The 24,764-nt window shown below is 36.7% G+C and carries 19 protein-coding genes; 16 read left to right on the plus strand and 3 right to left on the minus strand.

From position 1 onward, the window contains the following. Positions 1-42: 42 nt before the first annotated feature. On the minus strand, positions 43-1,032 hold the full coding sequence (dusB, locus tag EGH73_RS06835; RefSeq protein WP_089769233.1) for a tRNA dihydrouridine synthase DusB: 990 nt from the start codon (positions 1,030-1,032) through the stop codon (positions 43-45). Between the two features lie 165 nt (positions 1,033-1,197). Between dusB and EGH73_RS06840 the strand changes: the two genes are divergently transcribed. The 11 genes from EGH73_RS06840 to EGH73_RS06890 all read left to right on the plus strand — a co-directional run bounded on the left by EGH73_RS06840 (position 1,198) and on the right by EGH73_RS06890 (position 18,470). Continuing rightward, positions 1,198-3,777 (plus strand): T9SS-dependent M36 family metallopeptidase, encoded by a 2,580-nt coding sequence (locus EGH73_RS06840; protein WP_123281230.1) that lies wholly within the window; start codon positions 1,198-1,200, stop codon positions 3,775-3,777. Between the two features lie 77 nt (positions 3,778-3,854). Continuing rightward, positions 3,855-4,235 carry a c-type cytochrome gene (locus tag EGH73_RS06845; RefSeq protein ID WP_089769236.1) on the plus strand — a complete coding sequence of 127 codons (381 nt, stop codon included), beginning with the start codon at positions 3,855-3,857 and terminating at the stop codon, positions 4,233-4,235. Positions 4,236-4,244: 9 nt separating this feature from the next. Beyond that, positions 4,245-5,168: a 23S rRNA (adenine(1618)-N(6))-methyltransferase RlmF gene (gene rlmF, locus EGH73_RS06850; protein WP_184808078.1), complete on the plus strand. Its 924-nt coding sequence runs from the start codon at positions 4,245-4,247 to the stop codon at positions 5,166-5,168. Between the two features lie 17 nt (positions 5,169-5,185). After that, positions 5,186-5,617, plus strand: coding sequence for a DUF2314 domain-containing protein (locus tag EGH73_RS06855; RefSeq protein WP_089769240.1), 432 nt, complete (start codon positions 5,186-5,188; stop codon positions 5,615-5,617). A 170-nt stretch (positions 5,618-5,787) separates the two neighbouring features. Then, positions 5,788-7,488: a lysine--tRNA ligase gene (gene lysS / locus EGH73_RS06860; RefSeq protein WP_123281231.1), complete on the plus strand. Its 1,701-nt coding sequence runs from the start codon at positions 5,788-5,790 to the stop codon at positions 7,486-7,488. A gap of 544 nt (positions 7,489-8,032) precedes the next feature. Then, positions 8,033-12,565 carry a glutamate synthase large subunit gene (gene gltB / locus EGH73_RS06865; RefSeq protein WP_123281232.1) on the plus strand — a complete coding sequence of 1,511 codons (4,533 nt, stop codon included), beginning with the start codon at positions 8,033-8,035 and terminating at the stop codon, positions 12,563-12,565. Then, positions 12,565-13,992: a glutamate synthase subunit beta gene (locus tag EGH73_RS06870; RefSeq protein WP_123281233.1), complete on the plus strand. Its 1,428-nt coding sequence runs from the start codon at positions 12,565-12,567 to the stop codon at positions 13,990-13,992. Before gltB ends, EGH73_RS06870 begins: the two co-directional genes overlap by 1 nt. 241 nt (positions 13,993-14,233) lie before the next feature. Next, positions 14,234-16,168 carry a DNA topoisomerase (ATP-hydrolyzing) subunit B gene (gyrB, locus tag EGH73_RS06875; protein ID WP_123281234.1) on the plus strand — a complete coding sequence of 645 codons (1,935 nt, stop codon included), beginning with the start codon at positions 14,234-14,236 and terminating at the stop codon, positions 16,166-16,168. Between the two features lie 97 nt (positions 16,169-16,265). Further along, entirely contained in the window at positions 16,266-17,057 is a 792-nt protein-coding gene (locus EGH73_RS06880) for an RsiV family protein (protein WP_123281235.1), read from the plus strand. Then, positions 17,054-17,500 carry a DUF6526 family protein gene (locus EGH73_RS06885; protein WP_123281236.1) on the plus strand — a complete coding sequence of 149 codons (447 nt, stop codon included), beginning with the start codon at positions 17,054-17,056 and terminating at the stop codon, positions 17,498-17,500. The genes EGH73_RS06880 and EGH73_RS06885 overlap by 4 nt, the downstream gene beginning before the upstream one ends. A 121-nt stretch (positions 17,501-17,621) precedes the next feature. After that, positions 17,622-18,470: a diacylglycerol/lipid kinase family protein gene (locus tag EGH73_RS06890; protein WP_123281237.1), complete on the plus strand. Its 849-nt coding sequence runs from the start codon at positions 17,622-17,624 to the stop codon at positions 18,468-18,470. On the opposite strand, the gene EGH73_RS06895 is transcribed toward EGH73_RS06890, so the two are convergent. After that, on the minus strand, positions 18,471-18,875 hold the full coding sequence (locus EGH73_RS06895) for a PIN domain-containing protein (RefSeq protein WP_123281238.1): 405 nt from the start codon (positions 18,873-18,875) through the stop codon (positions 18,471-18,473). Positions 18,876-18,881: 6 nt separating this feature from the next. Continuing rightward, positions 18,882-19,121, minus strand: a complete 240-nt coding sequence (locus EGH73_RS06900; protein ID WP_123281239.1) for a hypothetical protein — start codon at positions 19,119-19,121, stop codon at positions 18,882-18,884. Between the two features lie 432 nt (positions 19,122-19,553). Here EGH73_RS06900 and EGH73_RS06905 point away from each other — a divergent pair, with 432 nt between their 5' ends. The 5 genes from EGH73_RS06905 (at position 19,554) to efp (ending at position 24,752) form a co-directional block, all read left to right on the plus strand. Continuing rightward, positions 19,554-20,777, plus strand: a complete 1,224-nt coding sequence (locus tag EGH73_RS06905) for an HD domain-containing protein (RefSeq protein ID WP_123281240.1) — start codon at positions 19,554-19,556, stop codon at positions 20,775-20,777. 64 nt (positions 20,778-20,841) lie between these two features. Next, the gene (gene lpxD, locus EGH73_RS06910; RefSeq protein WP_123281241.1) at positions 20,842-21,861 is read left to right on the plus strand and encodes a UDP-3-O-(3-hydroxymyristoyl)glucosamine N-acyltransferase; all 1,020 of its coding nucleotides are present in this window, start codon (positions 20,842-20,844) and stop codon (positions 21,859-21,861) included. A gap of 47 nt (positions 21,862-21,908) precedes the next feature. Further along, on the plus strand, positions 21,909-23,303 hold the full coding sequence (locus EGH73_RS06915) for a bifunctional UDP-3-O-[3-hydroxymyristoyl] N-acetylglucosamine deacetylase/3-hydroxyacyl-ACP dehydratase (protein WP_123281242.1): 1,395 nt from the start codon (positions 21,909-21,911) through the stop codon (positions 23,301-23,303). 3 nt (positions 23,304-23,306) lie between these two features. Continuing rightward, positions 23,307-24,095: an acyl-ACP--UDP-N-acetylglucosamine O-acyltransferase gene (gene lpxA, locus EGH73_RS06920; RefSeq protein WP_089769259.1), complete on the plus strand. Its 789-nt coding sequence runs from the start codon at positions 23,307-23,309 to the stop codon at positions 24,093-24,095. 93 nt (positions 24,096-24,188) lie between these two features. Further along, a complete protein-coding gene (gene efp / locus EGH73_RS06925; protein WP_089769261.1) occupies positions 24,189-24,752 on the plus strand; it encodes an elongation factor P in 564 nt (187 codons plus the stop codon). Positions 24,753-24,764 lie beyond the last annotated feature (12 nt).

Here is a 24,764-nt window from a genome sequence, read left to right on the forward strand (position 1 = left end):
TTTGTTGTGAGACGGATTCTGTTAATTTTTGTGAAAGATTATTTAAATCACATTTTCCTGATAAAAATGCTTCGTCTCTTCGATGATTTCATCAATTTCTTCAAGCGTTAAAGCTTGAAGAAACTTAGTTTTAAATTCTTTAAAATGTGGAATTCCACGGAAATAATTGCTGTAATGTTGTCTCATTTCCACAATTCCGGGACGTTCGCCTTTCCATTCCACAGACCAAAGGGCGTGGTTTTTCACAGCTTCCAATCTTTCTGCAATAGTTGGCTCAGGAAGAATTTCTCCAGTCTCAAAAAAATGTTTGATTTCGTTGAAAATCCACGGATAACCAATCGCACCACGACCAATCATTATTCCATCACAGTTATATTTGTTTTTATATTCTAACGCTTTTTCGGGAGAATCAACATCACCGTTTCCAAAAATCGGAATTTCGATATTCGGATTGTTTTTGATTCTTGAGATATGTTCCCAATCTGCTTCGCCTTTGTACATTTGGGCACGTGTTCTGGCGTGGATGGTTAAGGCTTTGATTCCGACATCCTGTAGTCTTTCGGCAACTTCATCAATATTGATTGAATCATTATCCCAGCCTAATCGCGTTTTTACAGTAACTGGCAAATGTGTAGAACTGACAACAGCTTTCGTTAATCTCACCATCAAATCGATATCTTTCAAAACACCAGCTCCAGCTCCTTTGCAAACGACTTTTTTTACAGGACAACCGAAATTAATATCCACCAAATCTGGCTCCACAGTCTCCACAATTCTTGCAGAAATTGCCATTGCTTCTTCATCGCCGCCAAAAATCTGGATTCCCACGGGTCTCTCGTAATCGAAAATATCAAGCTTTTTACGACTCTTTATCGCATCACGAATCAATCCTTCCGAAGAAATAAACTCGGAATACATCAAGTCTGCGCCGTGCATTTTGCACAATTTTCTGAACGGTGGGTCACTTACATCTTCCATGGGTGCCAGCAATAGCGGAAAGTCAGGAAGTTCTATGTTGCCAATTTTTACCATTCTGCAAAGATAAGAATTCATTTTTGTTTGTCCGTTTTGAAAAAAAAGTCTTATTTGTTATGTGTGTAAAAATTGTATTTGTTGTATTTTTTATAAATTTTTAATAAGTTTTCGGCTTAATATTTATTAAATAACTATATTAGCGACTTAATCAATAATAAATATATGAAGAAGATTAATTCTCTTAACCGCGGAATTACAATTGCCGCTTTTTTTGCGTTTTCTTTTATCCAAGCTCAGAATTATGAGTCAGTTGTTAAAGATTATATTTTTTCAAATAAGAAATATGACAAAACAGCTGCAAGTGGAATAAAAATTATAAATTCTGACAAGTCAGAAAGTTTGAAAGGAGCTGTTGTCAATGTGCAGCAAACTTATGAAGGGATCCCTATTTTTAATGCAGTATCTTCAGCTTTGATTAGGAATAATACTGTGTCTTATATGTCTGATAATTTTTCGGATGTTTCGTCAGTTACTGTGAGTTCCAAAAAAGCTGGGATTACAAGTAAAGCTGCTTTTGATTCTGTTCTTAAAAAGTTGAACTTGAAAAGTAGCAACAAATATACTTTTGAAGCTGGAAAAGAAAATAGTGTTTTGACTAATACGGTTTATTATCAAAAGGCAAATCAATTAATCTTAGCTTACGAAGTTAACTTTGAAGAAGCTGAAAGCAGTAATTACTGGAATGTTTTGGTAAATGCTGCGACTGGCGAAATTCTTGAGAAAAATAACCTTTTGATTTCGTGTAAATTCGATACCCATTCATACACAAGTCCGGAAAGAATTGCAAATATAAAAGCAGAGGAAGCTGCGGCGAGATCATTGTCTTCAAATAAAATTTTGGCACCGGATAATGCTTCATACAGAGTTTTTGCCTTGCCTGTTGAAGCTCCTACATTCGGGGGGAGATCTTTGGTTTCTAACCCTTGGTTTTTAGATGCGTCTCCAGAAGGCTGGCATTCCGACGGTACCAATCATTATACGTACACAAGAGGTAATAATGCTTATGCTTATACAGATTATACCAATACAAACACAGTCGGAGATGTGGCAGAAGGAGGTGCAAACAGAGTGTTTGATTTTCCTTTGGATGTAAATACACCACCAGCAGAATATACTGATGCTGCTCTCACTCAGTTGTTCTATATGAATAACAAGATGCACGATATTTTCTACAAATTTGGTTTTACAGAATCTGCGAGAAACTTCCAAATCAATAACTTTGGGAAAGGCGGATTTGGTAATGATGCTGTAAGAGCAGAAGCGCGTGATGGAGGAGGAACGGATAATGCAAATTTCTCTACGCCTCCAGACGGACGTTTTCCAAGAATGCAAATGTACCTTTGGGGGCCTAAAACTCAAAATTTTCTATCGTATAATGCCCCATCAGATTTAGTCGGCAGACTTCCAGTGGTTGGTGTGAACTCAGGATTTGGTCCAACTATAGCAACTAACCCTGTAACTGCTGATGTGGTTCTTGTTTCTCCAATAAAAGGTTGTACAACTTTAAGTAATACTAACCTAACAGGTAAAATTGCTTTGATAGAAAGAGGAGATTGTAACTTTGCTGTCAAATTCAAAAATGCTCAGGATAAAGGGGCATTAGGTGTTATTGTTTATAATGTTTCTGATTCTCCTGCTGTTGGAAATATGGGTGGTACAGATACAACTGTAACAATTCCTGGTGTCCTTACGGAAAATGCAGAAGGAGAATTGATTAAATCCAAATTAAGTGCAAACACGGTAGTGAATGCTAATATCAAAGACAATAGCATTTGGATAGATGGTAGTTTGGATAATGGTATTGTAGCTCACGAATATGGTCACGGAATTTCAAACAGAAGTACAGGTAGTGGATCATCTTGTCTTAATACAAGTGCAAGTAATGAGCAAATGGGCGAAGGATGGTCAGATTTCTTTGCTTTGATGTTGACAAATCGTCCAGGAGATGATGCATCTGTACCTAGAGGAATCGGTACTTTTGCAGTAAACGAAACAATTTCTGGGCAAGGAATCAGGCCGGCTCAATACTCTCCAGATACTACTATTAATGCTTACACTTATGGTAGTACAAATGGGATGACTTATGTGTCTAGTGGTACTACTTATGTCAATGTTCACTCCGTCGGATTTGTATGGGCAACAATGCTTTGGGATCTACATTGGAAAATGGTTGAAAAATATGGCTATGCATCAGACGTAGTTGCTGCTCCAAACTCAGGAAGTGCAAGGGTTCTTCAATTAGTAATGAATGGTCTTAAATTACAAGGCTGTAACCCAACATTTGTAAAAGGAAGAGATGCAATTATTGCTGCAGATCAAGCTACAACAGGAGGTGCGGATAAATGTCTAATTTGGAATGTCTTTGCAAAAAGAGGTTTAGGAGTTAATGCATCTGCTGGTTTAATTATTGGTACGGGAACAGCAATGAATGATCAGGTTGAAGATTTTTCAGTGCCTGCAGAATGTAATCGTAATCTTGCCGTTGCGGATGTACAAAAAGATAAATTCATAGTTTATCCAAATCCAGCTAAAAACGAGATTCGTATTAAGAGCGGATCGGTTACTTTGGGTAATACATTGGTACAAGTTTATGATGCTACGGGTAAATTAGTAATTTCAGAGAAAATTAATTTATCTGATGACAATGCAATTAATGTGAGTTCTTTACCAAACGGTGTTTACGTTGTGAAAGGAACTGGTTTGGGAGTTACTTTTAATGAGAAAGTTATAATCAAAAAATAAGTTAAACTTAATAATTATTATATCAAGACATCCTGTAGAGGATGTCTTTTTTATTTATATTTGAACAAAATCTGAAAATGAAAAGAATAATTATTGCAACCATTTTAATGACCATGTTTTCCTGTTCTAAAAGTGAAAATTCTGGAAACAAAGATGTTTTGGTTTCTGAACCTGAGCCTGCACCAAAAGTTGTAACCGATCCAGTTGCCGAAGGTAAATCGTTAGTCGAAGGTGCAGATTGTTTAGGTTGTCACAAACTAGACGAAAAAATGATTGGACCCTCTTATAAAGAAGTGGCGAAAAAATACGAGAACACACCGGAAAATGTAGAAATGCTGGCGGAGAAAATCATCAAAGGAAGTTCAGGAATTTGGGGAGATGTTCCTATGCCGGCTCACAATGGATTGAGCATAGAAAATGCGAAATTTATGGCGCAGTATATTTTATCTTCGAAGTAACTTTTGGTGATGTCTGAAAAATCCAGTCTTCATCCAAGAAATCTTCATCGCAATTCTTATGATTTTGAAGCTTTAATTTCCGTCCTTCCAGAGTTGAAGCATTACGTTTTCAAAAATGATTACGATACTTTGACTATCAATTTCAATATTCCGAAAGCGGTTAGGTTGCTTAACAAAGCTTTGCTTCTGAAGTATTACAATGTAAAAGAATGGGGTATTCCGGAAGGTAATCTTTGTCCACCTATTCCGGGGCGAGCAGATTATGTGCATTATTTGGCGGACTTATTAGCTGAAGAAAACGGAAATATTCCAACAGGAAATTCGGTAAAAGGGTTAGATATTGGAACGGGAGCTAATCTCGTTTATCCTTTGATTGCGAATCATTCTTACGGCTGGGAAATGTTGGGTACCGATATCAATCAAGGTTCTCTGGAAAATGCCCAAAAAATTTTAGAAAGTAATCCTGATTTAGAAGAAAATATCCAACTTAAACTTCAACCCGATTCTGATTTGATTTTTAAAAATATCATTTTGTCTAAAGACCGTTTCACTTTCTCGATGTGCAATCCGCCTTTTCACGAATCGGAAGAAGATGCGATTCTCGGAAATCGGAGAAAGAGTAATAATCTCAGAAAAAAGAAGGTAGATAAAACTAATCTCAATTTCAGTGGCAACGCGTCGGAATTATGGTGCGAAGGTGGCGAAATGGCGTTCATCAAAAAAATGATTAATGAAAGTGTCCAATTTTCTTCACAGGTTCTTTGGTTCACGAGTTTGGTTTCCAAAAAAGACAATCTGCATCAGCTGACAACACTTCTCAAAAACCTCAAAATGCCGGAATTCAAAACTATAGATATGGCGCAAGGGCAGAAAATAAGCAGAATTTTGGCTTGGACATTTATTCCGAAAGAAAACAGGAAAAGTTGGTTTTAGAATAAAGAGTTTTTAAAATGGATAAAATAGAAAGAGGCAACGAACCCATAATTTACTCATTAAATGATGACGATAATGAAATAAATTCTGCTATTGAGTTGGCGAATAAAACATTAGAAGATTTTGATAAGGGTTTAATGGATTCAGGAAATGAAAACTTTGCCTTAAAAATTCGTTTTGATTTAAGTGATAAAACAGAACATATTTGGGCTGTCAATATTGAAAAAATCGACAACGAATATTTTGGAATTATTGATAATCTACCAAATTCGATAACTGAAATTAAACTTAATAATAAAATTAAAATCCGAACAGATAAAATCTCAGATTGGATGTATTCTAAAAATGGAAAATTAGTTGGAGGATTTACAATCAGGGTTTTACGTGATAGAATGTCAAAAGTGGAAAGAGAATTTTTTGACAAAGAATTTATTATCAAAATTAATTAGTAATTAAACTGTATATCTATGCTGAGTTTTACGCCTTTGCGAACCTTAAAATTATCTTGAATAATTTCAAAAAATCCTCGCGCTCTTTGCGTTAAAATGACTTACTAAAAATTAACTTCCATAAACATTTTAAAATCACTATTTTTGCAGTTCCAAAAAATTGAATTAAAATGTCATTATCAGAACAGGAAATTATCCGTCGCGAGAAACTACAGAAATTGACCGATTTGGGAATCGATGCGTTCCCAGCTGCTGAATACAAAATCACAGATTCTACAAAATCTATAAAACAGGATTTCGAAGAAGGGAAGAAGGTGGTGATTGCTGGAAGATTGATGTCTAGAAGGATTCAGGGGAAGGCGAGTTTTGCAGAATTGCAGGATTCCGAAGGAAGAATTCAGGTTTATTTTAACCGTGACGAGATTTGTACTGGTGAAGACAAAACTTTATATAATGAGGTTTACAAGCATCTTTTAGACATCGGTGATATCATCGGCATCGAAGGTGAATTGTTCAAAACTCAAGTTGGAGAGATGACAGTAATGGTAAAAAACTTCACTTTATTGACAAAATCACTACGTCCGCTTCCGCTTCCAAAAGTGGATGCTGAAGGTAATGTTTTTGATGGTTTCACCGATGCAGAATTACGTTACAGACAGCGTTATGCAGACTTGGTCGTTAATCCTCATGTGAAAGAAATCTTCGTAAAAAGAACAAAATTGTTCAATGCTATGAGAACTTTCTTCAATGATGCTGGTTATTTTGAAGTTGAGACGCCTATTTTGCAATCGATTCCTGGTGGAGCTGCGGCGAGACCATTTATCACGCATCACAACGCTTTAGATATTCCTTTATATCTTAGAATTGCTAACGAATTATATCTGAAAAGATTGATTGTTGGTGGATTTGACGGTGTGTATGAATTCTCAAAAAACTTCAGAAATGAAGGGATGGACAGAACGCACAATCCAGAATTTACAGCAATGGAAATCTATGTGGCTTACAAAGATTACAACTGGATGATGGATTTCACAGAGAAATTGTTGGAATTCTGTGCCACTTCGGTTAACGGAACTTCTGAGTCTGTTTTCGGAGAACACACCATCAGCTGGAAAGCACCTTATCCAAGAGTTTCTATGACAGAAGCGATTTTGAAATACACAGGTTTCGACATCACTGGAAAGTCTGAGCAGGAGTTATTCGACTTTGCAAAATCTATCGGAATCGAGGTGGATGAAACAATGGGTAAAGGAAAATTGATTGATGAGATTTTCGGAGAAAAGTGTGAAGGAAATTTCATTCAGCCGACTTTCATCACAGATTATCCTGTTGAGATGTCGCCTTTGACTAAAAAACACAGAAGTCAGGAAGGTTTGACAGAGCGTTTCGAATTGATGGTTTGTGGAAAAGAAATCGCAAATGCTTATTCGGAATTGAATGACCCAATCGACCAAAGACAACGTTTTGAACATCAATTATTATTATCTGAAAAAGGTGATGATGAAGCAACAGGTTTCATTGATGAAGACTTTCTTAGAGCTTTGGAATACGGAATGCCGCCAACCTCTGGACTGGGAATCGGAATGGACAGATTGATTATGTTTTTGACCAATAATCCGTCCATCCAGGAAGTTCTTTTCTTCCCTCAAATGAGAGCTGAGAAGAAAGTACCAACCGTGGAATTGGGAGAAGATGAAAAGGTAATTCTTGAAATCCTCAATTCTCAAGAAGATGCTTTGGAATTGAATGAAGTTAAAACCCGTTCACAGCTTTCTGGTAAAAAATGGGACAAAGCTTCTAAGACTTTAACTAAGAATAATTTGGTGAAAGTGGAGAAAATTGATGAGGTTTTATTAATGAAATTGATTTAACGTTTTATTAAAATTGTTGTAGAGAATTATTTAAAATAAAACTTAATTTATTGATCATTCAAATAATTTTAATTATTGTTATTGAATTGTTAAAATTGAATTTTACTTTTCGATTTTACTTTCTAAATAATTAAAAATGGTTTCAAGTTGATTATTATATGAAAATATAATCTAGTTTCACTTGAAATTGTGTTTTAAAATATTGCACCCCTAAATTTTTTAGGGGTGTTTTTATTTTATCTGCTAAATTTTAGACTTTGCTGGATTTTTAGAAAAATTAGATTCGATTTCAATCTTTTTCGAGCCTAATTGAAATATTGATTTTAATTAATTGTCTGATTGTTAATATTTTATGTGTTTGTAATATTAATTTAATTTTAACGAATAATTATTAAATATTAAATTAATGTAAATTATCGGCAAATAAAAGCTGTTTTATTTGTTTTAAATCTTATTTATGGTTTTTATAATTGCTGATTCGGTAATTTAAAATCATTTTTGATTCTTTTTTCACTAAGTTTGTTAGTACCCAAAATTGATGTAGATGAAAAGAGCAAGGAAAATTTCCCAAAATCCCCTTCCCGAAAATCAAGGACTTTATTTATCCGAAACAGAATTCGACTCGTGCGGAGTTGGCTTTGTGGCTAATATAAAAGGACTCAAAAGTTTCAAAATTGTCAGCGACGCTATTACAATGCTCGAAAATATGGAACATCGTGGTGCAACAGGTTACGAAAGTAATACAGGTGATGGTGCAGGTTTGCAGATTCAGATTCCGCATGAGCTGTTGTATGATGAAGCGCTCAATTTCGGTTTTGATTTGCCGGCGCCTGGTTTTTATGGGGTTGGAATGCTGTTTTTTCCTCAGAATAATTTTATCCGGGAAGAATGTAAAGAGATTATTGAACAGTCTGCGGATAAGCTCGGGCTTAAGATTTTGGGCTATCGTCCGGTTCCAGTCAATAACATAGACTTGGGAGATTTGGCAAAAAGTGTTGAACCTGTAATGGAAATGCTTTTTGTGGAACGTCCTTTTGATGTGGAAACGGATAAAGATTTTGAACGAAAATTGTTTGTTTTCCGCAATTATATTTCGCACCAGATTACAAGTGTGACAAGCAATGACCCGATTGGTTTTTATGTGGCTTCGTTTTCTTGTAAGAAGTTGATTTATAAAGGACAATTGCGTTCTGTTCAGATTCGCAATTATTTCAAAGACCTTACAAATCCTAAAACACGGTCTGCGTTTGGGATGATTCATTCCCGTTTTGCAACCAATACATCTCCGACTTGGAGTTTGGCGCAACCGTTTCGTTTTCTGGCGCATAATGGCGAAATCAATACAATCGGTGGAAATCTCAATTGGCTGAAATCTTCTGAAAAAACCTTTTCAAATCCGAATTTCACGCCTCAGGAAATGGATATGATTTTGCCGTTGACAAAACCTAATCAATCCGATTCTTCCTATTTGGATAATATGGTGGAACTTCTTTATCATTCCGGTCGCTCGTTACCTCATACAATGATGATGTTGATTCCCGAAGCTTGGGACGGAAACAAACAAATGGAAGATTACAAAAAGGATTTCTATGAGTTCCACGCTTGTATGATGGAACCTTGGGATGGTCCTGCTTCTATTTCTTTTACTGATGGCGAAATGATTGGCGCAACTTTAGATAGAAACGGACTTCGTCCTTCGAGATATTGTGTGACTTCTGACGATTTGGTGATTATGGCTTCAGAATCTGGAGCTTTGCCTGTCAATCCAAAAAATGTCATCAAAAGAGGGCGTCTTCAGCCTGGAAAAATGTTCTTGGTCGATATGAAAAAGGGCGTCATTGTAAGTGATGACGAGCTAAAAAAAGAGATTTGTACATCACAGCCTTATCGTGATTGGCTGGATAAAATGAATATTAATCTGAAGGAGTTGCCAAGTCCGAAAATCAGATTTAATAAATTACAATCCGAAGATATTTTTAAATATCAGAAAGCGTTTGGTTATTCCAGAGAAGATTTGGATAAAGTCATTAAAGAAATGGCGGTTCACGGCAAAGAACCAATTGGTTCGATGGGATTTGATGCACCGTTGGCAGTTTTGAGTGAAAAACCACAGCATTTCAGTTCTTATTTCAAACAATTATTTGCACAGGTAACCAATCCTCCAATCGACCCAATTCGTGAAAAACTGGTAATGTCTTTGACAACAATTATCGGCGGAAATGGGAATCTTTTGGAAGATGATAAAAACTTCGCTCATTCAATAAAGCTTGAACATCCGATTCTTAATAATGAACAATTAGAAAAATTAAGAAGTGTTGATACAGGTAAATTTCAATCGAAAACAATTTATACTTATTTCAAAGCAGATGAAAAAGAAGGAAGCTTGAAGAAAGCTTTGGATAGAATTTGTCGTTATGCGATGGATGCGGTAGAAGATGGTTTTGAAGTGATTATACTTTCCGACCGTTCTTTGGATTCGCAACACGCATCGATTCCTTCTTTGTTGGCTTGTTCGGCTGTGCATCACCATTTGATCAGAAAAGGGGTTCGTAGAAGAGTTGGTTTGGTGATTGAGGCTGGCGATGTCTGGGAAGTTCATCATTTTGCAAGTTTGCTTGGTTTTGGAGCGACTGCGATTAATCCTTATTTGGCTTTGGCGAGTATCAGACAAATGTTTTATGATGGCGAATTCAAGCAGGATGCGGATTTGGAACAACTTAAATACAATTATAAAAAAGCGGTTGGTGATGGATTGTTGAAGATTTTTTCAAAGATGGGAATTTCGACTTTGCAATCTTATCACGGTGCGCAGATTTTTGAGATTATAGGTCTCAATAAACCATTGGTCAATACGTGTTTTACGGGAGCGATTTCCAGAATCAACGGAATTGGTTTTGATGAAATTGCGAAAGAAGCTTTAGCGAAACATTACCAAGCGTTTGAGAAAGATTCAGCGTTTGGAATTTTAGATTCTGGCGGAATTTATCAATGGCGAAAAGACAGCGAATATCATCAATTCAATCCTCAATCTATTCATCTTTTGCAACAGGCAACTTGGAATGATAATTACGAAACATTCAAAAAATATTCTCGTGCGGTCAATCGTCAAACCGAAAATGCATCGTTGTTAAGAGGTTTGTTGGAGTTTAAAAATGACCGTCAATCCATTCCTTTATCTGAAGTTGAACCGATTGAAAATATTCTGAAACGCTTCGCAACCGGAGCAATGTCTTTTGGTTCGATTTCCTGGGAAGCGCATACGACTTTGGCAATTGCAATGAATCGGATTGGGGCTAAAAGTAATACGGGTGAAGGTGGCGAAGATGAAAACAGATATGTTATTAATGAAAACGGCGATAGTTTACGTTCGTCAATCAAGCAGGTTGCTTCGGGTAGATTTGGAGTAACAGCGAGATATTTGGCAGAAGCGGAAGAACTTCAAATCAAAATGGCTCAAGGTGCAAAACCAGGAGAAGGAGGGCAATTGTCCGGCGAAAAAGTGGATTCTTGGATTGGGAAAACACGACATTCTACGCCGGGAGTTGGTTTGATTTCTCCGCCTCCGCATCACGATATTTATTCTATAGAAGATTTGGCGCAGTTGATTTTTGACTTGAAAAATGCCAATCGACACGCAAGGATTTCAGTTAAGCTGGTTTCGAAAGCCGGTGTTGGAACGATTGCGTCCGGAGTGGCAAAAGCTAAAGCTGACCATATTTTGATTTCCGGTTATGATGGCGGAACAGGAGCTTCTCCTTTGAGTTCGGTTCGTCATACAGGACTGCCGTGGGAATTGGGGTTGGCAGAAACGCATCAGACTTTGATTAAAAACAAATTAAGACAACGAGTGACGGTTCAGGTGGATGGTCAAATGAAAACCGGACGTGATTTGGTAATGGCAACTTTGCTTGGAGCGGAAGAGTGGGGAATTGCGACATCTGCTTTGATTGTAGAAGGTTGTATCTTAATGAGAAAATGTCATCTTAATACCTGCCCTGTCGGGATTGCGACTCAGAATGAAGAGTTGCGTAAAAAATTTACAGGAAAACCAGAGCATTTGGTAAGCTATTTTACGTTTTTAGCGATGGAAGTTCGCGAGATAATGGCAAGCCTCGGTTTCAGAACGATTGACGAAATGGTCGGGCAATCTCAATGTCTGGAAAAGAAAAAAGAAATCAAATTCTGGAAACATCAGAACATCGATTTGAGTCAGCTTCTTTACAAAATGGAAACCGATTTACCAATTGTAAAAGCCGAAGAACAAGATAGTGGCTTGGATGAATCTTTGTCTTGGAAAATGCTTGAGGTTTCAAAATCGGCTTTAGAAAATAATGGAAAAGTAGAAGCTTCTTTTTCAATTAAAAATACGGATAGAACGGTCGGGACAATTCTCTCGCACGAGCTTACGAAGGTTTATCATTCTGACGGAATGTCAGAGGATTCTTTGAAATTTAATTTTAAAGGAACGGCAGGACAAAGTTTTGGTGCTTTTTGTAACCAAGGAATGACAATGATTCTGGAAGGTGATGCGAATGATTACTTTGGTAAAGGTTTGTCGGGTGCAAAACTCGCTGTTTTTCCGGATGAAGAAGCGGTGATTAAAGCTAATGAAAATAGCATTATAGGAAATGTCGCTTTGTACGGAGCAACTTCCGGAAAGGTTTTCATTAATGGAATGGCGGGCGAAAGATTCTGCGTTCGTAATTCCGGAGCGACTGCTGTTGTAGAAGGAATTGGCGACCACGGTTGCGAATATATGACGGGTGGAACGGTTGTGATTCTGGGGGGAGTTGGACGGAATTTCGGAGCCGGAATGAGTGGTGGAATCGCTTATGTCTGGGATGTTAGAAAAGATTTGGAGAAGAATTTCAATCCTGATATGGCGGATTTGGAAAACTTGACCGAGAAAGATGTTGAATTGGTTATGGATTTAATCAAAGAACATTTTGAAATCACGGGAAGTTATTTGGCAGAATATCTTTTAAGCGATTTTGAAAATAATTTGAAGCACTTTGTGAAAGTCTATCCTCGTGAATATAAAAAAGTAATGGAGAATCAAATAAATGCAATGAAATAATGGGAAAGACAGATGGTTTTTTGATATATGACAGAGAGTTGCCTGCGAAGCTTCCGGTTTCGGAAAGGTTGAAGAATTATAAGGAATTTTATGAACCAGCTTCTGAAAAGCTCTTGAAAGAGCAGTCTGCAAGATGTATGGATTGTGGTGTTCCGTTTTGTCAGAGCGGTTGTCCGTTGGGAAATGTGATTCCAGAATTCAATGATGCGGTTTATAAGGAGCAATGGGAAAAGGCTTATCGTATTTTAACTTCAACTAATAATTTTCCTGAATTTACGGGTCGAATTTGTCCTGCGCCTTGCGAAGGAGCTTGTGTTTTAGGAATTAATAATTTGCCAGTAGCGATTGAGGAAATTGAAAAAAATATTATCGAAATCGCTTTTGAACAAGGTTTTGCAAAACCAAAAATTCCTCAATTCAGAACGGATAAAAAAGTGGCGGTTATTGGTTCCGGTCCTGCTGGTTTGGCTTCGGCTTATCAATTGAATCAGGCTGGTCATCAGGTGACAGTTTTCGAAAGAGATTCTGAAATTGGTGGTTTGTTGAGGTTTGGTATTCCAGATTTTAAATTAGATAAAAACATCGTTGAACGCCGTGTTCGGTGGATGGAACAGGAAGGTGTTGAATTTAGGACTAATGTCAATGTTGGTGTCAATTATTCGGTTGAAGAATTGAACAGGAATTTTGATGCGGTTGTTTTGGCTTTGGGAAGTACAGTTCCGAGAGATCTGATGCTTCCAAACCGTGATGCAAAAGGGGTTCATTTCGCAATGGATTTTCTGGTTCAGAATAATAAAAAAGTGAGCGGAATCGACTTTAATGAAGAAGAACTCAATGTTAAAGGGAAAAAGGTGGTCGTCATTGGAGGTGGAGATACGGGTTCAGATTGCATTGGAACATCGAATCGGCAAGGTGCGGAAGTGGTTTATCAGATTTATTATAAACCGATGCAGCCAACACAGCGTGATGAGACAATGCCCTGGCCAACAATGCCGATGACTTTGCAGGTGACATCATCCCATGAGGAAGGTTGCGAAAGAAAGTGGTCTGTTAATTCCAAAGAATTTGTGAAAGATGAAAATGGAAATCTTACGGGTCTTCGCCTTGTGGAAGCTGAATGGACAAAAGATGCCGATGGAAAATGGAATCTCTACACAGAAAAACCAAACTCTGAATTTGTCATCGAATGTGATTATGCTTTCATTGCTTTGGGTTATACGCACGTTGAGCAAAAAGGTTTGGTGGAAGCTCTGGATATTAATCTTGACCCGAAAGGCAATCTGATTGGAAATAATAAAGATTTTAGGACCAATCAAGCCAAATATTTCTCTTGTGGTGATGCGAGGAAAGGGCAAAGCTTGGTTGTTTGGGCAATTGCGGAAGGGCGGGATTGTGCGAAAAAAGTAGATGAGTTTTTGAAAAATTAAAACTTTTATCAATATTTAAATTTTATGAAATCGAGCTTTTGCAGTTCGATTTTTTTATTCAAAATTCCCAAGCATCCCTGTTAAAAACTTGTCATTTTTGGCTGATTTTAGGGCTTTCATATCTCGATTTTTTTAACGATATTTGTAAGCTTTAATAAAATAATTAACAGAAAAATAACAAGAAAAATTCTCAAGCTAACTATTTGAAAATTTGAGTTTTATATCTTGAATCTTTTACAATATGAGTCAAAAACAATATACAGCAAGTAGTATTCAGGCATTGGAAGGAATGGAGCACGTTCGTATGCGTCCTTCGATGTACATTGGTGATGTGGGAGTCAGAGGTCTCCACCATTTGGTTTATGAAGTAGTAGATAACTCGATCGATGAAGCTTTGGCTGGATATTGTGATACCATTTCCGTGGCGATAAAAGAAGGCAATGCAATCGAGGTGATGGACAATGGACGAGGTATTCCTGTAGATTTTCACGAGAAAGAACAAAAATCAGCGCTGGAGGTTGTAATGACCAAAATTGGAGCTGGAGGTAAGTTTGATAAAGATTCTTACAAAGTTTCCGGAGGTCTGCATGGTGTTGGAGTTTCCTGTGTTAACGCACTCTCTAACGAGATGGTTACAACGGTCTACAGAGACGGAAATGTTTATCAACAGGTTTATTCCCGAGGAAAAGCTCAGACAGGCGTTGAAGAAATAGGTCAAAGTGATAAAAGAGGAACCAAGCAGTTTTTCCAGCCAGACGATTCTATTTTCACAGAATTAGTTTATAACTACGATACATTAGCAAATCGTCTTAGAGAATTGTCTTACCTTAATAAAGGAATCACGATTACTTTGACAGATGAGAGAGAGAAATTGGAAGATGGTTCTTTCAAGTCAGAAACTTTCCATTCGGAAGGTGGTTTAAAGGAATTCGTTGAGTATATCGATGGAAACCGTGAGTCCATTATGGAGAACGTCATCTTTATGGAAGGCGAACGTGATGATATTCCGGTTGAGGTAGCGATGCGTTATAACACATCTTTCAACGAAAATCTTCATTCTTATGTTAATAATATTAATACGCACGAAGGAGGTACTCACTTGGCAGGTTTCAGAAGAGCTTTGACAAGAACTCTTAAGAAATATGCTGATGAGTTAGGACTGCCTGCAAAAGAAAAAGTAGAAGTTACCGGAGATGATTTCCGTGAAGGTTTGACAGCGGTTGTTTCTGTAAAAGTAATGGAGCCTCAGTTCGAAGGTCAGACTAAAACGAAATTAGGTAACTCAGAAGTTTCTGGAGCGGTTGATAAAATCGTTGGAGAAATGTTAACTAATTTCTTGGAAGAGAATCCGTTAGAAGCGAAACAAATCGTACAAAAAGTTGTTTTAGCTGCGAAAGCAAGACAGGCTGCGAAAAAAGCTCGTGAAATGGTTCAGAGAAAATCGCCGATGGGAGGTTCTGGTTTACCAGGGAAATTATCTGATTGTTCTTCTAAAGACCCAGCTGAATCTGAGATTTTCCTAGTAGAGGGAGATTCTGCAGGTGGAACGGCAAAACAAGGTCGTGACCGTCATTTCCAAGCGATTCTTCCATTGAGAGGTAAGATTTTGAATGTTGAGAAATCGATGCTTCATAAGGTTTATGATAATGAGGAAATCAAAAATATCTATACAGCGCTTGGAGTTTCTGTAGGAACAGAAGAAGATTCTAAAGCGTTGAATATGGCGAAATTGAGATATCACAAAATCGTGATTATGACCGATGCCGATATCGATGGTTCTCACATTTCGACATTGATTCTGACTTTCTTCTTCCGTTATATGAAAGAACTGATCGAGAATGGATATATTTATATCGCTCAGCCACCTTTGTATCTTTTGAAAAAAGGAAACAAAAAAGTTTACGCTTATAACGAAAAAGAACGTGAGCAATTTACCTTGGAAATGTCGCCAGACGGAAAAGGTGTGGAAGTACAACGTTACAAAGGTCTTGGAGAGATGAATCCTGAACAGCTTTGGGAAACGACACTCAATCCAGAACACAGAATTCTGAAACAGGTAACAATTGATAATGCCGTTGAAGCAGATTCTACATTCTCTATGCTGATGGGTGATGAAGTACCACCTAGAAGAGAGTTTATCGAGAAAAATGCGGTTTACGCAAGAATTGATGTTTAATATCAATTTTAAACTATAAAATCAAACCTTCCATTTTTTTGGAAGGTTTTTTGTTATAAAATGTTTTTTTAATCATCATTCTAAATAAAAAGAAACTATGAAAAAACTATTCGCAATTCTTTCCATTGTTACTTTGCTGTCTTCGTGTTCTAAAACTGAAAATAAAGAAATCAACACCAATAATTCCAGGAATGACAGTCTGAAAACTGAAAAAGCATTTGTTATAGATTCCGTCCGCGTGCAGGATTCTCTCAAGGTTGCAAAAACGCTAACATTGTCTTTTGAAAAACAGGTTTTGGTATTCCCTGATATTAGTAACAAGATGATTCTTGATAGCATTTACAAACCTGCAAATATTGTTGCAGAAGATTATTCTAAAAAATCGTTGACAGATATCCTGGAGAAATTTAAAAAAGAGTATTTGAAAAAAGATGATTCCCAGGATTACATGCCAGACTTCAAACAGACTTGGGATGAAGTGTCTGAGATGAAAATGGTTTCTAAAACTGATGATCTACTGACGCTGAAATATTCAGGAAGTGGTTACTCAGGAGGCGCGCACGGCTACTATTTTGAAAATTACAAAACATTTGATTTAAAAAATAATAAAGTGATTTCTCAAAATGAAATTTTCAGAAATCCTTCGGATGCGAATTGGGACAAAATCCTCAAAAATAATTTCAAAGATAAAGATCAAAAGGAAATGATGATCGCAGATAAAATCCAGCTGAACAACAATTTTTATTTTGATAGTCAGAAAATCACATTTGTGTATAATCAGTACGAGATTACAGCTTATGCTGCAGGTGTTGTTTATATAACTATGAATTTTAAGGATATCAAAGATCAGCTGAAACCAGAGTTTATTAGCCAATATATAATTAAATGAACCAGAATTTAAAAAATCACCGCAAGTTTTATCCGCTTCATCATTTTATATTTTACCCTGTTACACTGGCTTTGCTTGTTTTTTCAGTTGTGAAGTTATGGAACAATATAAACGTTAATTCGGAATTTGTGACCATTTGGGCAGTAATTTCGGCTATAATTGTTTTGATTATAGTCTTGTCGTTAATGCTTCGTCAGCATTACGCATTGGGACTTCAGGACAGAATTATTGTTAATGAATTTAAGCTGAGGTATTACACTTTGACAGGAAATCGTTTAGAAAACTCGACTTACCATTTTTCAGATGCCCAGATTTTTGCACTAAGATTTGCAGCAGATGATGAGCTGATGGATCTGATGCATCAGACAGTACAAAATAATTGGTCTCCTTCGAAGATTAAACGGAATATCAAAAATTGGAAAGCAGATAACAGCAGGGTGTAAAACCGACTTCTCTAACATGAATTAGAGTGGAAATAATATTTTAACTTAAAATTTTCAAAGTCAAGTAAAAAGATTCCATAAAATGACGCTGTAATTCTCTGAGTATTTTTATTTTTGGACAATGCAATTTGCTTTCATCATTAATCCTTATTCGGCTAAGAAAAACTATCAGCCATTTTTGGACAGCCTCCGAAAAAAGGTTGATAATCCCTTATATCTTGTTTCCAAATCTCTGCAAGATACAGAAGATTTTATTCAGAATAACTGGGAAAATGTAGACGTTTTTGTGGCGGTAGGCGGAGACGGCACTATATCAGTAGTTGCTCAAAAGTTGATTAATACAAATAAAATTCTGGCTGTTTTCCCTGCTGGTTCTGGCAACGGATTTTCCAACGAAAATAATTTTAACAAGAATCTAGACGTCCTGCTTGCGAAAATAAGTAATGAAAAATTTAAGGAAATTGATACGTTTATGGTGAATGATCACTTCTCCATCAACGTTTCAGGAACTGGTTTTGACGGTAAAGTGGTGAAGGAATTCGAAAAAACAAGTCGAGGTTTTAAAAATTACATCAAAGTTTCCATCAAAACATTTTTTAACTACAAACCGATAAAGATCAAATTTTTTGATGAAAACTACAAGCAGTATAATGGAAAATACCTGATGCTGAATATTGCCAACACGAGACAGTTCGGTAATAATGCTTACATAGCACCGATGGCCAGCAAAAGTGATGGTTTGGTAGATTTGGTTTTGGTGAAGAAATTTCCTCTGACATATTCCGCATTTTTTGCGTTCCGGATGTTTACAAAACGGCTTAAGGATGATGAATATGTGACTTATCTTCCTGTTTCCGAAATTGAGTTTAAGGTCAATACAAAAACCTGGCACATCGACGGCGAATTTAAGAAAATCAAATCACCGATTCACGTCAAGGTGCTGCCGAAGAGTTTGAGGATTTTGGTGTGATTAATTTCTCTCGAACCAATTTTCCGTTTTAAGATTTTCTATGTTTTTGAAATCTTTTATATTATCTGTAACCAAAGTTAATTTGTGAGTTAGAGCCGTTACACCTAGAATCAGATCAAATTCATCGTGCAAAGGGGTTCCGTTTTTTCTTAATTTGACTTTGATTTCAGCATATTTATCAACGGAACCAATAATTGGAATAATAGAAAGCCCTCCGACAAATCTATCAACGGCTTTGTGAGATTGCTTTGGATTGGCACTGTTTTCAGCGCCAAATTTAAGTTCAAATACAGTTAATTCGGATATGAAGCAGTTTGAGATTCCTTTTTCTCGGATAATTTCGTCAAGTTTGAGTTTTCCGCGCAGAAAGAAAATACAAATATTGGTGTCGAGAAGATATTGCATAATGAATTAGAAATTCAAATCCTTTTCTCTGAATTTTCTATTTTCTTTAATTTCTAAAATAATATCCTCTGCTAACTTTTCATCAGAAAATGCACCAAAAGAATTGAAAAAATCCATTTCCTTACTTTTTTTTTCTTTTTTTAGAGATTTGGTTAATTTTTCTAATAATTCCATTTTTCCGATAGAACTCAGATTATCTATCAGGTTAGAATAAGTTTCAATGATATTTTTTTCTGCGTAAGTCATTTCTGTATTTTTATCAAATATAAGAAAATATTAATTTGTTTGTAATTACAGGTTTAAAGAAAATCAAATCCCGATTTGATGTAGCTAATAAAATTCGAATTTTAATTTCTATTTTTTTTCTCTTATCTATTATATCTTCAGTTTTAATAGTATTAGAACCTCCTTTATAATATAATTTCCCGACAATATTATTAGCATCTGATGCATATGAAACTGTTAATCCAAAACTATAAAGAATATAGCTTATCGTTAATTGATTTTATTAATGTCGTGTTGAGATGTTTTGCCTTTTTTAACAATAATACTTTTCATATTTCTAGTTCCACTTTATTTGCTAATTTATTAATATTAATTTCTCATTCATAATTATTTTAAAAGATTTAAAACCACTAAAAATTTCCCTATTTTTGTATCAATCATCACTAATCAATTGTGCAAAACAAACTGAAAATCATCAATGATCCGGTTCACGGATTTATCAAAATTCCTCACGAGATTTTATTCGATATCATCGAACATCCTTATTTCCAAAGGTTGAGAAGGATTTCCCAAACCGGACTGCTTTCACTCATTTTTCCCGGCGCAAAACATACCAGGTTTCATCACGCGTTAGGAGCAATGAACCTGATGTTCAAAGCATTGGAGACATTGAAGTTGAAAGGTGTGAAGATTTCAAAAGATGAGGAAAAAGCGGCTATGCTGGCGATTCTGATGCACGATATTGGTCACGGACCGTTTTCGCACGCTTTGGAAAATATGCTGATGGACGATTGGCATCACGAGAAAATCTCGATTTTACTGATGAACCGGCTGAATAAAGAATTCAAAGGAAAACTGGATCTCGCCATTGAAATGTTTCAGGGAAAATACCACAGGATGTTTTTCAACCAATTGATTTCCTCCCAGCTGGATGTAGACAGGATGGATTATCTGAAGCGGGACAGCTTTTACACAGGCGTTTCCGAAGGCAGCGTGAATGTAGAGCGAATTATTTCTATGATGAATGTGAGTGAAGAGCAGCTGGTGATAGACACGAAAGGTATTTATTCAATTGAAAATTACCTTACGGCCAGGATGTTTATGTACTGGCAGGTCTATTACCATAAAACAGCAGCTTTGGCAGAACATATTCTGGTTCAGATCCTTAACAGGGCAAAATTTCTTGTGTCGCAAAATGTCGACTTGGAAGCGCCTTCTAATTTGAAATATTTTTTAGTCAAGAATCAATTTGATGAAGCTACAGAAGAAGATATCAGAAGATTTACAATGCTGGATGATATGGACGTGTTTCAGGCTATAAAAGTCTGGACGGAAAACGAAGATTTTATACTTGCAAAACTATGCAGAACAGTTATTTACAGAGAGTTTCCGAAAAGTATCATTTCATCGAAACCTTTTTCTGATGACTTTTTGAAACAAAATATAGAAAAAGTCAACCAATATTTCAGGATTGACAATGGAGGAGAATTAGTAGGGCAGATTTCTCGATCTTTATTGCCCTATGATACAGAAAAACAACCAATTTACATAATGGATAAAAATGGAAACAAACTAAAGCTTGAAGAGTCAGAAAATCAGATACTATTCGGTTGTATGGAAAACCCTACGAAGAAGTATATTTTTTACTGTCCTAGAGAAATTTGGGATTTGAAGTAAAACTAATTTTGAATCGTTATAAAAATTTAAGAGATAATTAATAAAATATTTATCTTTGCAAACTATGGAATTCAGTGCAGAGCAGATTGCCGGTTTAATAAACGGAAGGATCATTGGAGACGGAAACACATTTATTACAGGTGTTTCTCCAATCGAAAATGGCCAGAAAGGCCACTTATCTTTTGTGGGACAAAGTCGTTTCGCTCATTATATGGATGATACAGACTGTGCCGTTCTCATCGTTTCTGAAAATCTGTTGGAGGACAAAGCCTACAATCCAGTGATTATAGCTGTAGAAGATGCTTATCTTTCTTTTCAGGTTCTGATGAATCTTTATCAGGAAATGCAGGGCAGAAAAACGGGAATAGAACAAGGTTCTTTTTTTCATGAAACTGCAAAAGTAGGCGAAGGTGTTTACATCGGTGCATTTACATATGTTTCAGAAAAGGCGAAAATTGGTGATAACACGCAGATTTTTCCTCATGTTTATATTGGCAAAGGAGTGAAAATCGGTAAAAATTGTAAGATTGACAGCGGTGCAAGAATCTATGATTATTGTATTGTTGGAGACAATTGTGTGATTCATTCCAACACGGTAGTTGGCGGAGACGGATTCGGATTCCAGCCGACAGCGGAAGGTTTCAAAAAAATTCCTCAACTGGGAAATGTCATTATAGAGGATGATGTAGAAATCGGTTCCAATTGCAGTATTGACAGAGCAACGATTGGTTCAACCATTATTGGAAAAGGAACTAAGATTGATAATCTGATACAGATTGCTCACAATGTGAAGATCGGACAAAATAATGTAATTGCTGCACAGGCTGGCATTGCAGGTTCTACGGTTATCGGTGACTGGAATCAAATTGGCGGACAGGTTGGTATTGTCGGTCATATCAAAATAGGAAATCAGGTGAAGATACAGGCTCAGAGTGGTGTCAATTCATCAGCTAAAGATGGAGAAATATTGTATGGCTCGCCTGCAATCAACTACGGCGATTACAGAAGAAACTATGTTCATTTCCGAAATTTTACGGAGATTGTCAAAAGAATAAACGAATTAGAAAATAAAAAATCAGAGTAAAAGTCTCAGGAGAAAGAAGTCATTCTTCCCGCCTCAAAACTAATACAATGAGTGATAAACAAAAAACCATCAAAGAAGACATCCAGCTTTCTGGAATTGGTCTTCACACAGGAAGAGAAGTTAATCTGACCATTAAACCGGCAAAGGAAAACACCGGATTTGTGTTCGTAAGAACTGATCTGGAAGGACGTCCGCAGGTAGAAGCGGATGTAAACTACGTAACCACCACAGAAAGGGGAACTACTCTCGAGAAGCTGGGCGTCAAAATCCATACTTGCGAACATCTATTGGCAGCTCTTGTTGGAATGGATATCGACAATGCAATCTTGGAAATGAACAGTGCGGAACCACCAATTTTAGACGGTTCTTCCAAATTCTTTGTAGAAGCTATTGAAAAAGTAGGCATTGTAGAGCAGGATTTACCGAGAGAATATCTCGTCATCAAAGAAGTGATGAACTATATTGATCCGTCAACTGGTTCTGAACTGACTGTGATACCTGCAGACGATTACGAAATTACCACGATGGTAGATTTTGGGACCAAAGTTTTGGGTACCCAAAATGCCAGTATGAAAAATATTTCCGAGTTCCGGGACGAAATTGCACCAGCCAGAACTTTCAGCTTTCTTCACGAATTGGAACAGTTACTGGACGCCAATCTCATAAAAGGAGGTGACATCAGCAACGCTATTGTGTATGTTGATAAAGAACTGACGCAGGAAACAACTGAAAAACTGAAAGTTGCTTTTGGTAAAGATGAAGTTTCTATCCGCCCGAACGGAATTTTGGATAACCTAAACCTTAACTTTCCAAACGAAGCTGCGAGACATAAATTATTAGATGTCATCGGAGATTTAGCTCTTGTTGGTGTAAGAATCAAAGGAAGGGTAATTGCCAATAAACCAGGACACTTTGTGAACACTCAGTTTGCGAAAAAATTAAACAGACAATACAAATTGCAGAAAAGAAAAAATGTTCCTGATTTCGACCTCAAGGCTGAGCCTGTATTCGATATCAATGGAATTATGAAACTTTTGCCACACAGACCACCGTTTCTGTTGGTAGATAAGATTTTAGAATTGTCTGATACACATGTGGTTGGACTAAAAAATGTGTCCATGAACGAACCGTTTTTTGTCGGACACTTTCCGAAAGAACCAGTAATGCCAGGTGTACTTCAGGTAGAAGCCATGGCACAGGTAGGCGGAATTTTGGTTTTGGCCAATGTCCCGGACCCTGAAAATTATTCCACTTACTTTGTAAAGATGGATAATGTAAAATTTAAGAAAAAAGTAGTTCCCGGTGATCAGGTGATCTTCAAGATCGAATTGATGGAACCAATCAGAAGGGGAATTGTTCATATGCAAGGCTACGGATATGTTGGTGACAGCGTAGTTGTAGAAGGTGAGCTGATGGCTCAGGTTGCAAAAAATAAAATGTAATTTATGATTCACCAGCTTACAGCAGTAGATCCTCGCGCAAAAATCGGTAAAAATGTAACCGTAGAACCATTCACCACTATCGCCTCAGATGTGGTCATCGGAGCAGGAACATGGATTGGCTCCAATGTAACGATAATGGATGGCGCAAGAATTGGGAAGAACTGCAAAATTTTTCCTGGGACAGTGATTTCAGCTATTCCGCAGGATCTGAAATTCGACGGAGAAGATACCCAGACCATTATTGGTGATAATACAACGCTTAGGGAATGCGTAACCATAAACCGGGGAACAAAAGCATTGGGCTATACCAAAGTGGGAAATGATTGCCTGATTATGGCAACTTCTCACGTGGCACACGATTGTGTACTTGGGAATAATGTTATAATAGCTAACGGATGCGGTATTGCAGGTCACGTGGAGATTGGTGATTTTGTGGTGATGGGAGGACTGTCCGCAGTTCAACAGTTCGGAAAAATAGGTAAGCACGTTATGATTTCAGGAGGCTCACTCATCAGAAAAGATATTCCACCTTATGTTAAGGTTGCAAGAGAGCCAATTTCTTACGCAGGTATTAATTCTGTAGGGCTTAGAAGAAGGGGATTTACAAATGATAAAATTTTTGAAATCCAGAAAATTTATAGAGCGATTTTCCAAATGAAGATGAACACCACCCAAGCCATCGAGTATATCGAAAAAGAAATGCTCCCTACGATGGAAAGAGACGAAATCATAACTTTTATCCAAAACTCACCCAGAGGAATCGTAAAAGGTTACGGATCAACAAAAGAATAAGAAATATTTTGAATCATAAAATTAAAAGTAATAACTAGACTTTATGATTTAACATTTATACAAATTATAATAATAAAGAGAATATAAAACTTAATGGCAACAAGTAACGATATCAAAAAAGGCCTTTGTATAGAATTTAGCAATGACATCTACAAAGTCATCGAATTTTTGCATGTAAAACCAGGAAAAGGTCCAGCGTTTGTAAGAACAAAATTGAAATCCGTAACCAACGGAAAAGTGGTGGATAACACGTTTTCCGCAGGTCATAAAATAGATGAGGTAAAAGTAATTACCAGAAAATTCCAATATCTTTATGAAGATGATAACGGATTCCATTTTATGAACAATGATGACTTTTCTCAAATCTATCTTGACAAAGAAATGATTGAAAATTCTCAGTTTATGAAAGCGGGAGAAGAAGTAACCATTATTTTAAAAGAAGCAGATGAAGTGCCACTTTCTGCAGAAATCCCACCAACTGTATATCTAGAGGTAGTAGAAGCTGATCCGGGTGTGAAAGGAAACACAGCTACCAACGCTCTTAAAAATGCAATAGTAGAAACAGGTGCAAGGGTAATGGTTCCGCTTTTTATAGAACCAGGCGACAAAATCAAAGTTAATACTGAAGACGGCTCTTATCTAGAAAGAGTGAAGTAAAAATTCGATGCA

It is taken from the genome of Epilithonimonas hominis (assembly GCF_003730015.1).
In the GTDB taxonomy this organism is placed as follows: Bacteria; Bacteroidota; Bacteroidia; order Flavobacteriales; family Weeksellaceae; genus Epilithonimonas; species Epilithonimonas hominis.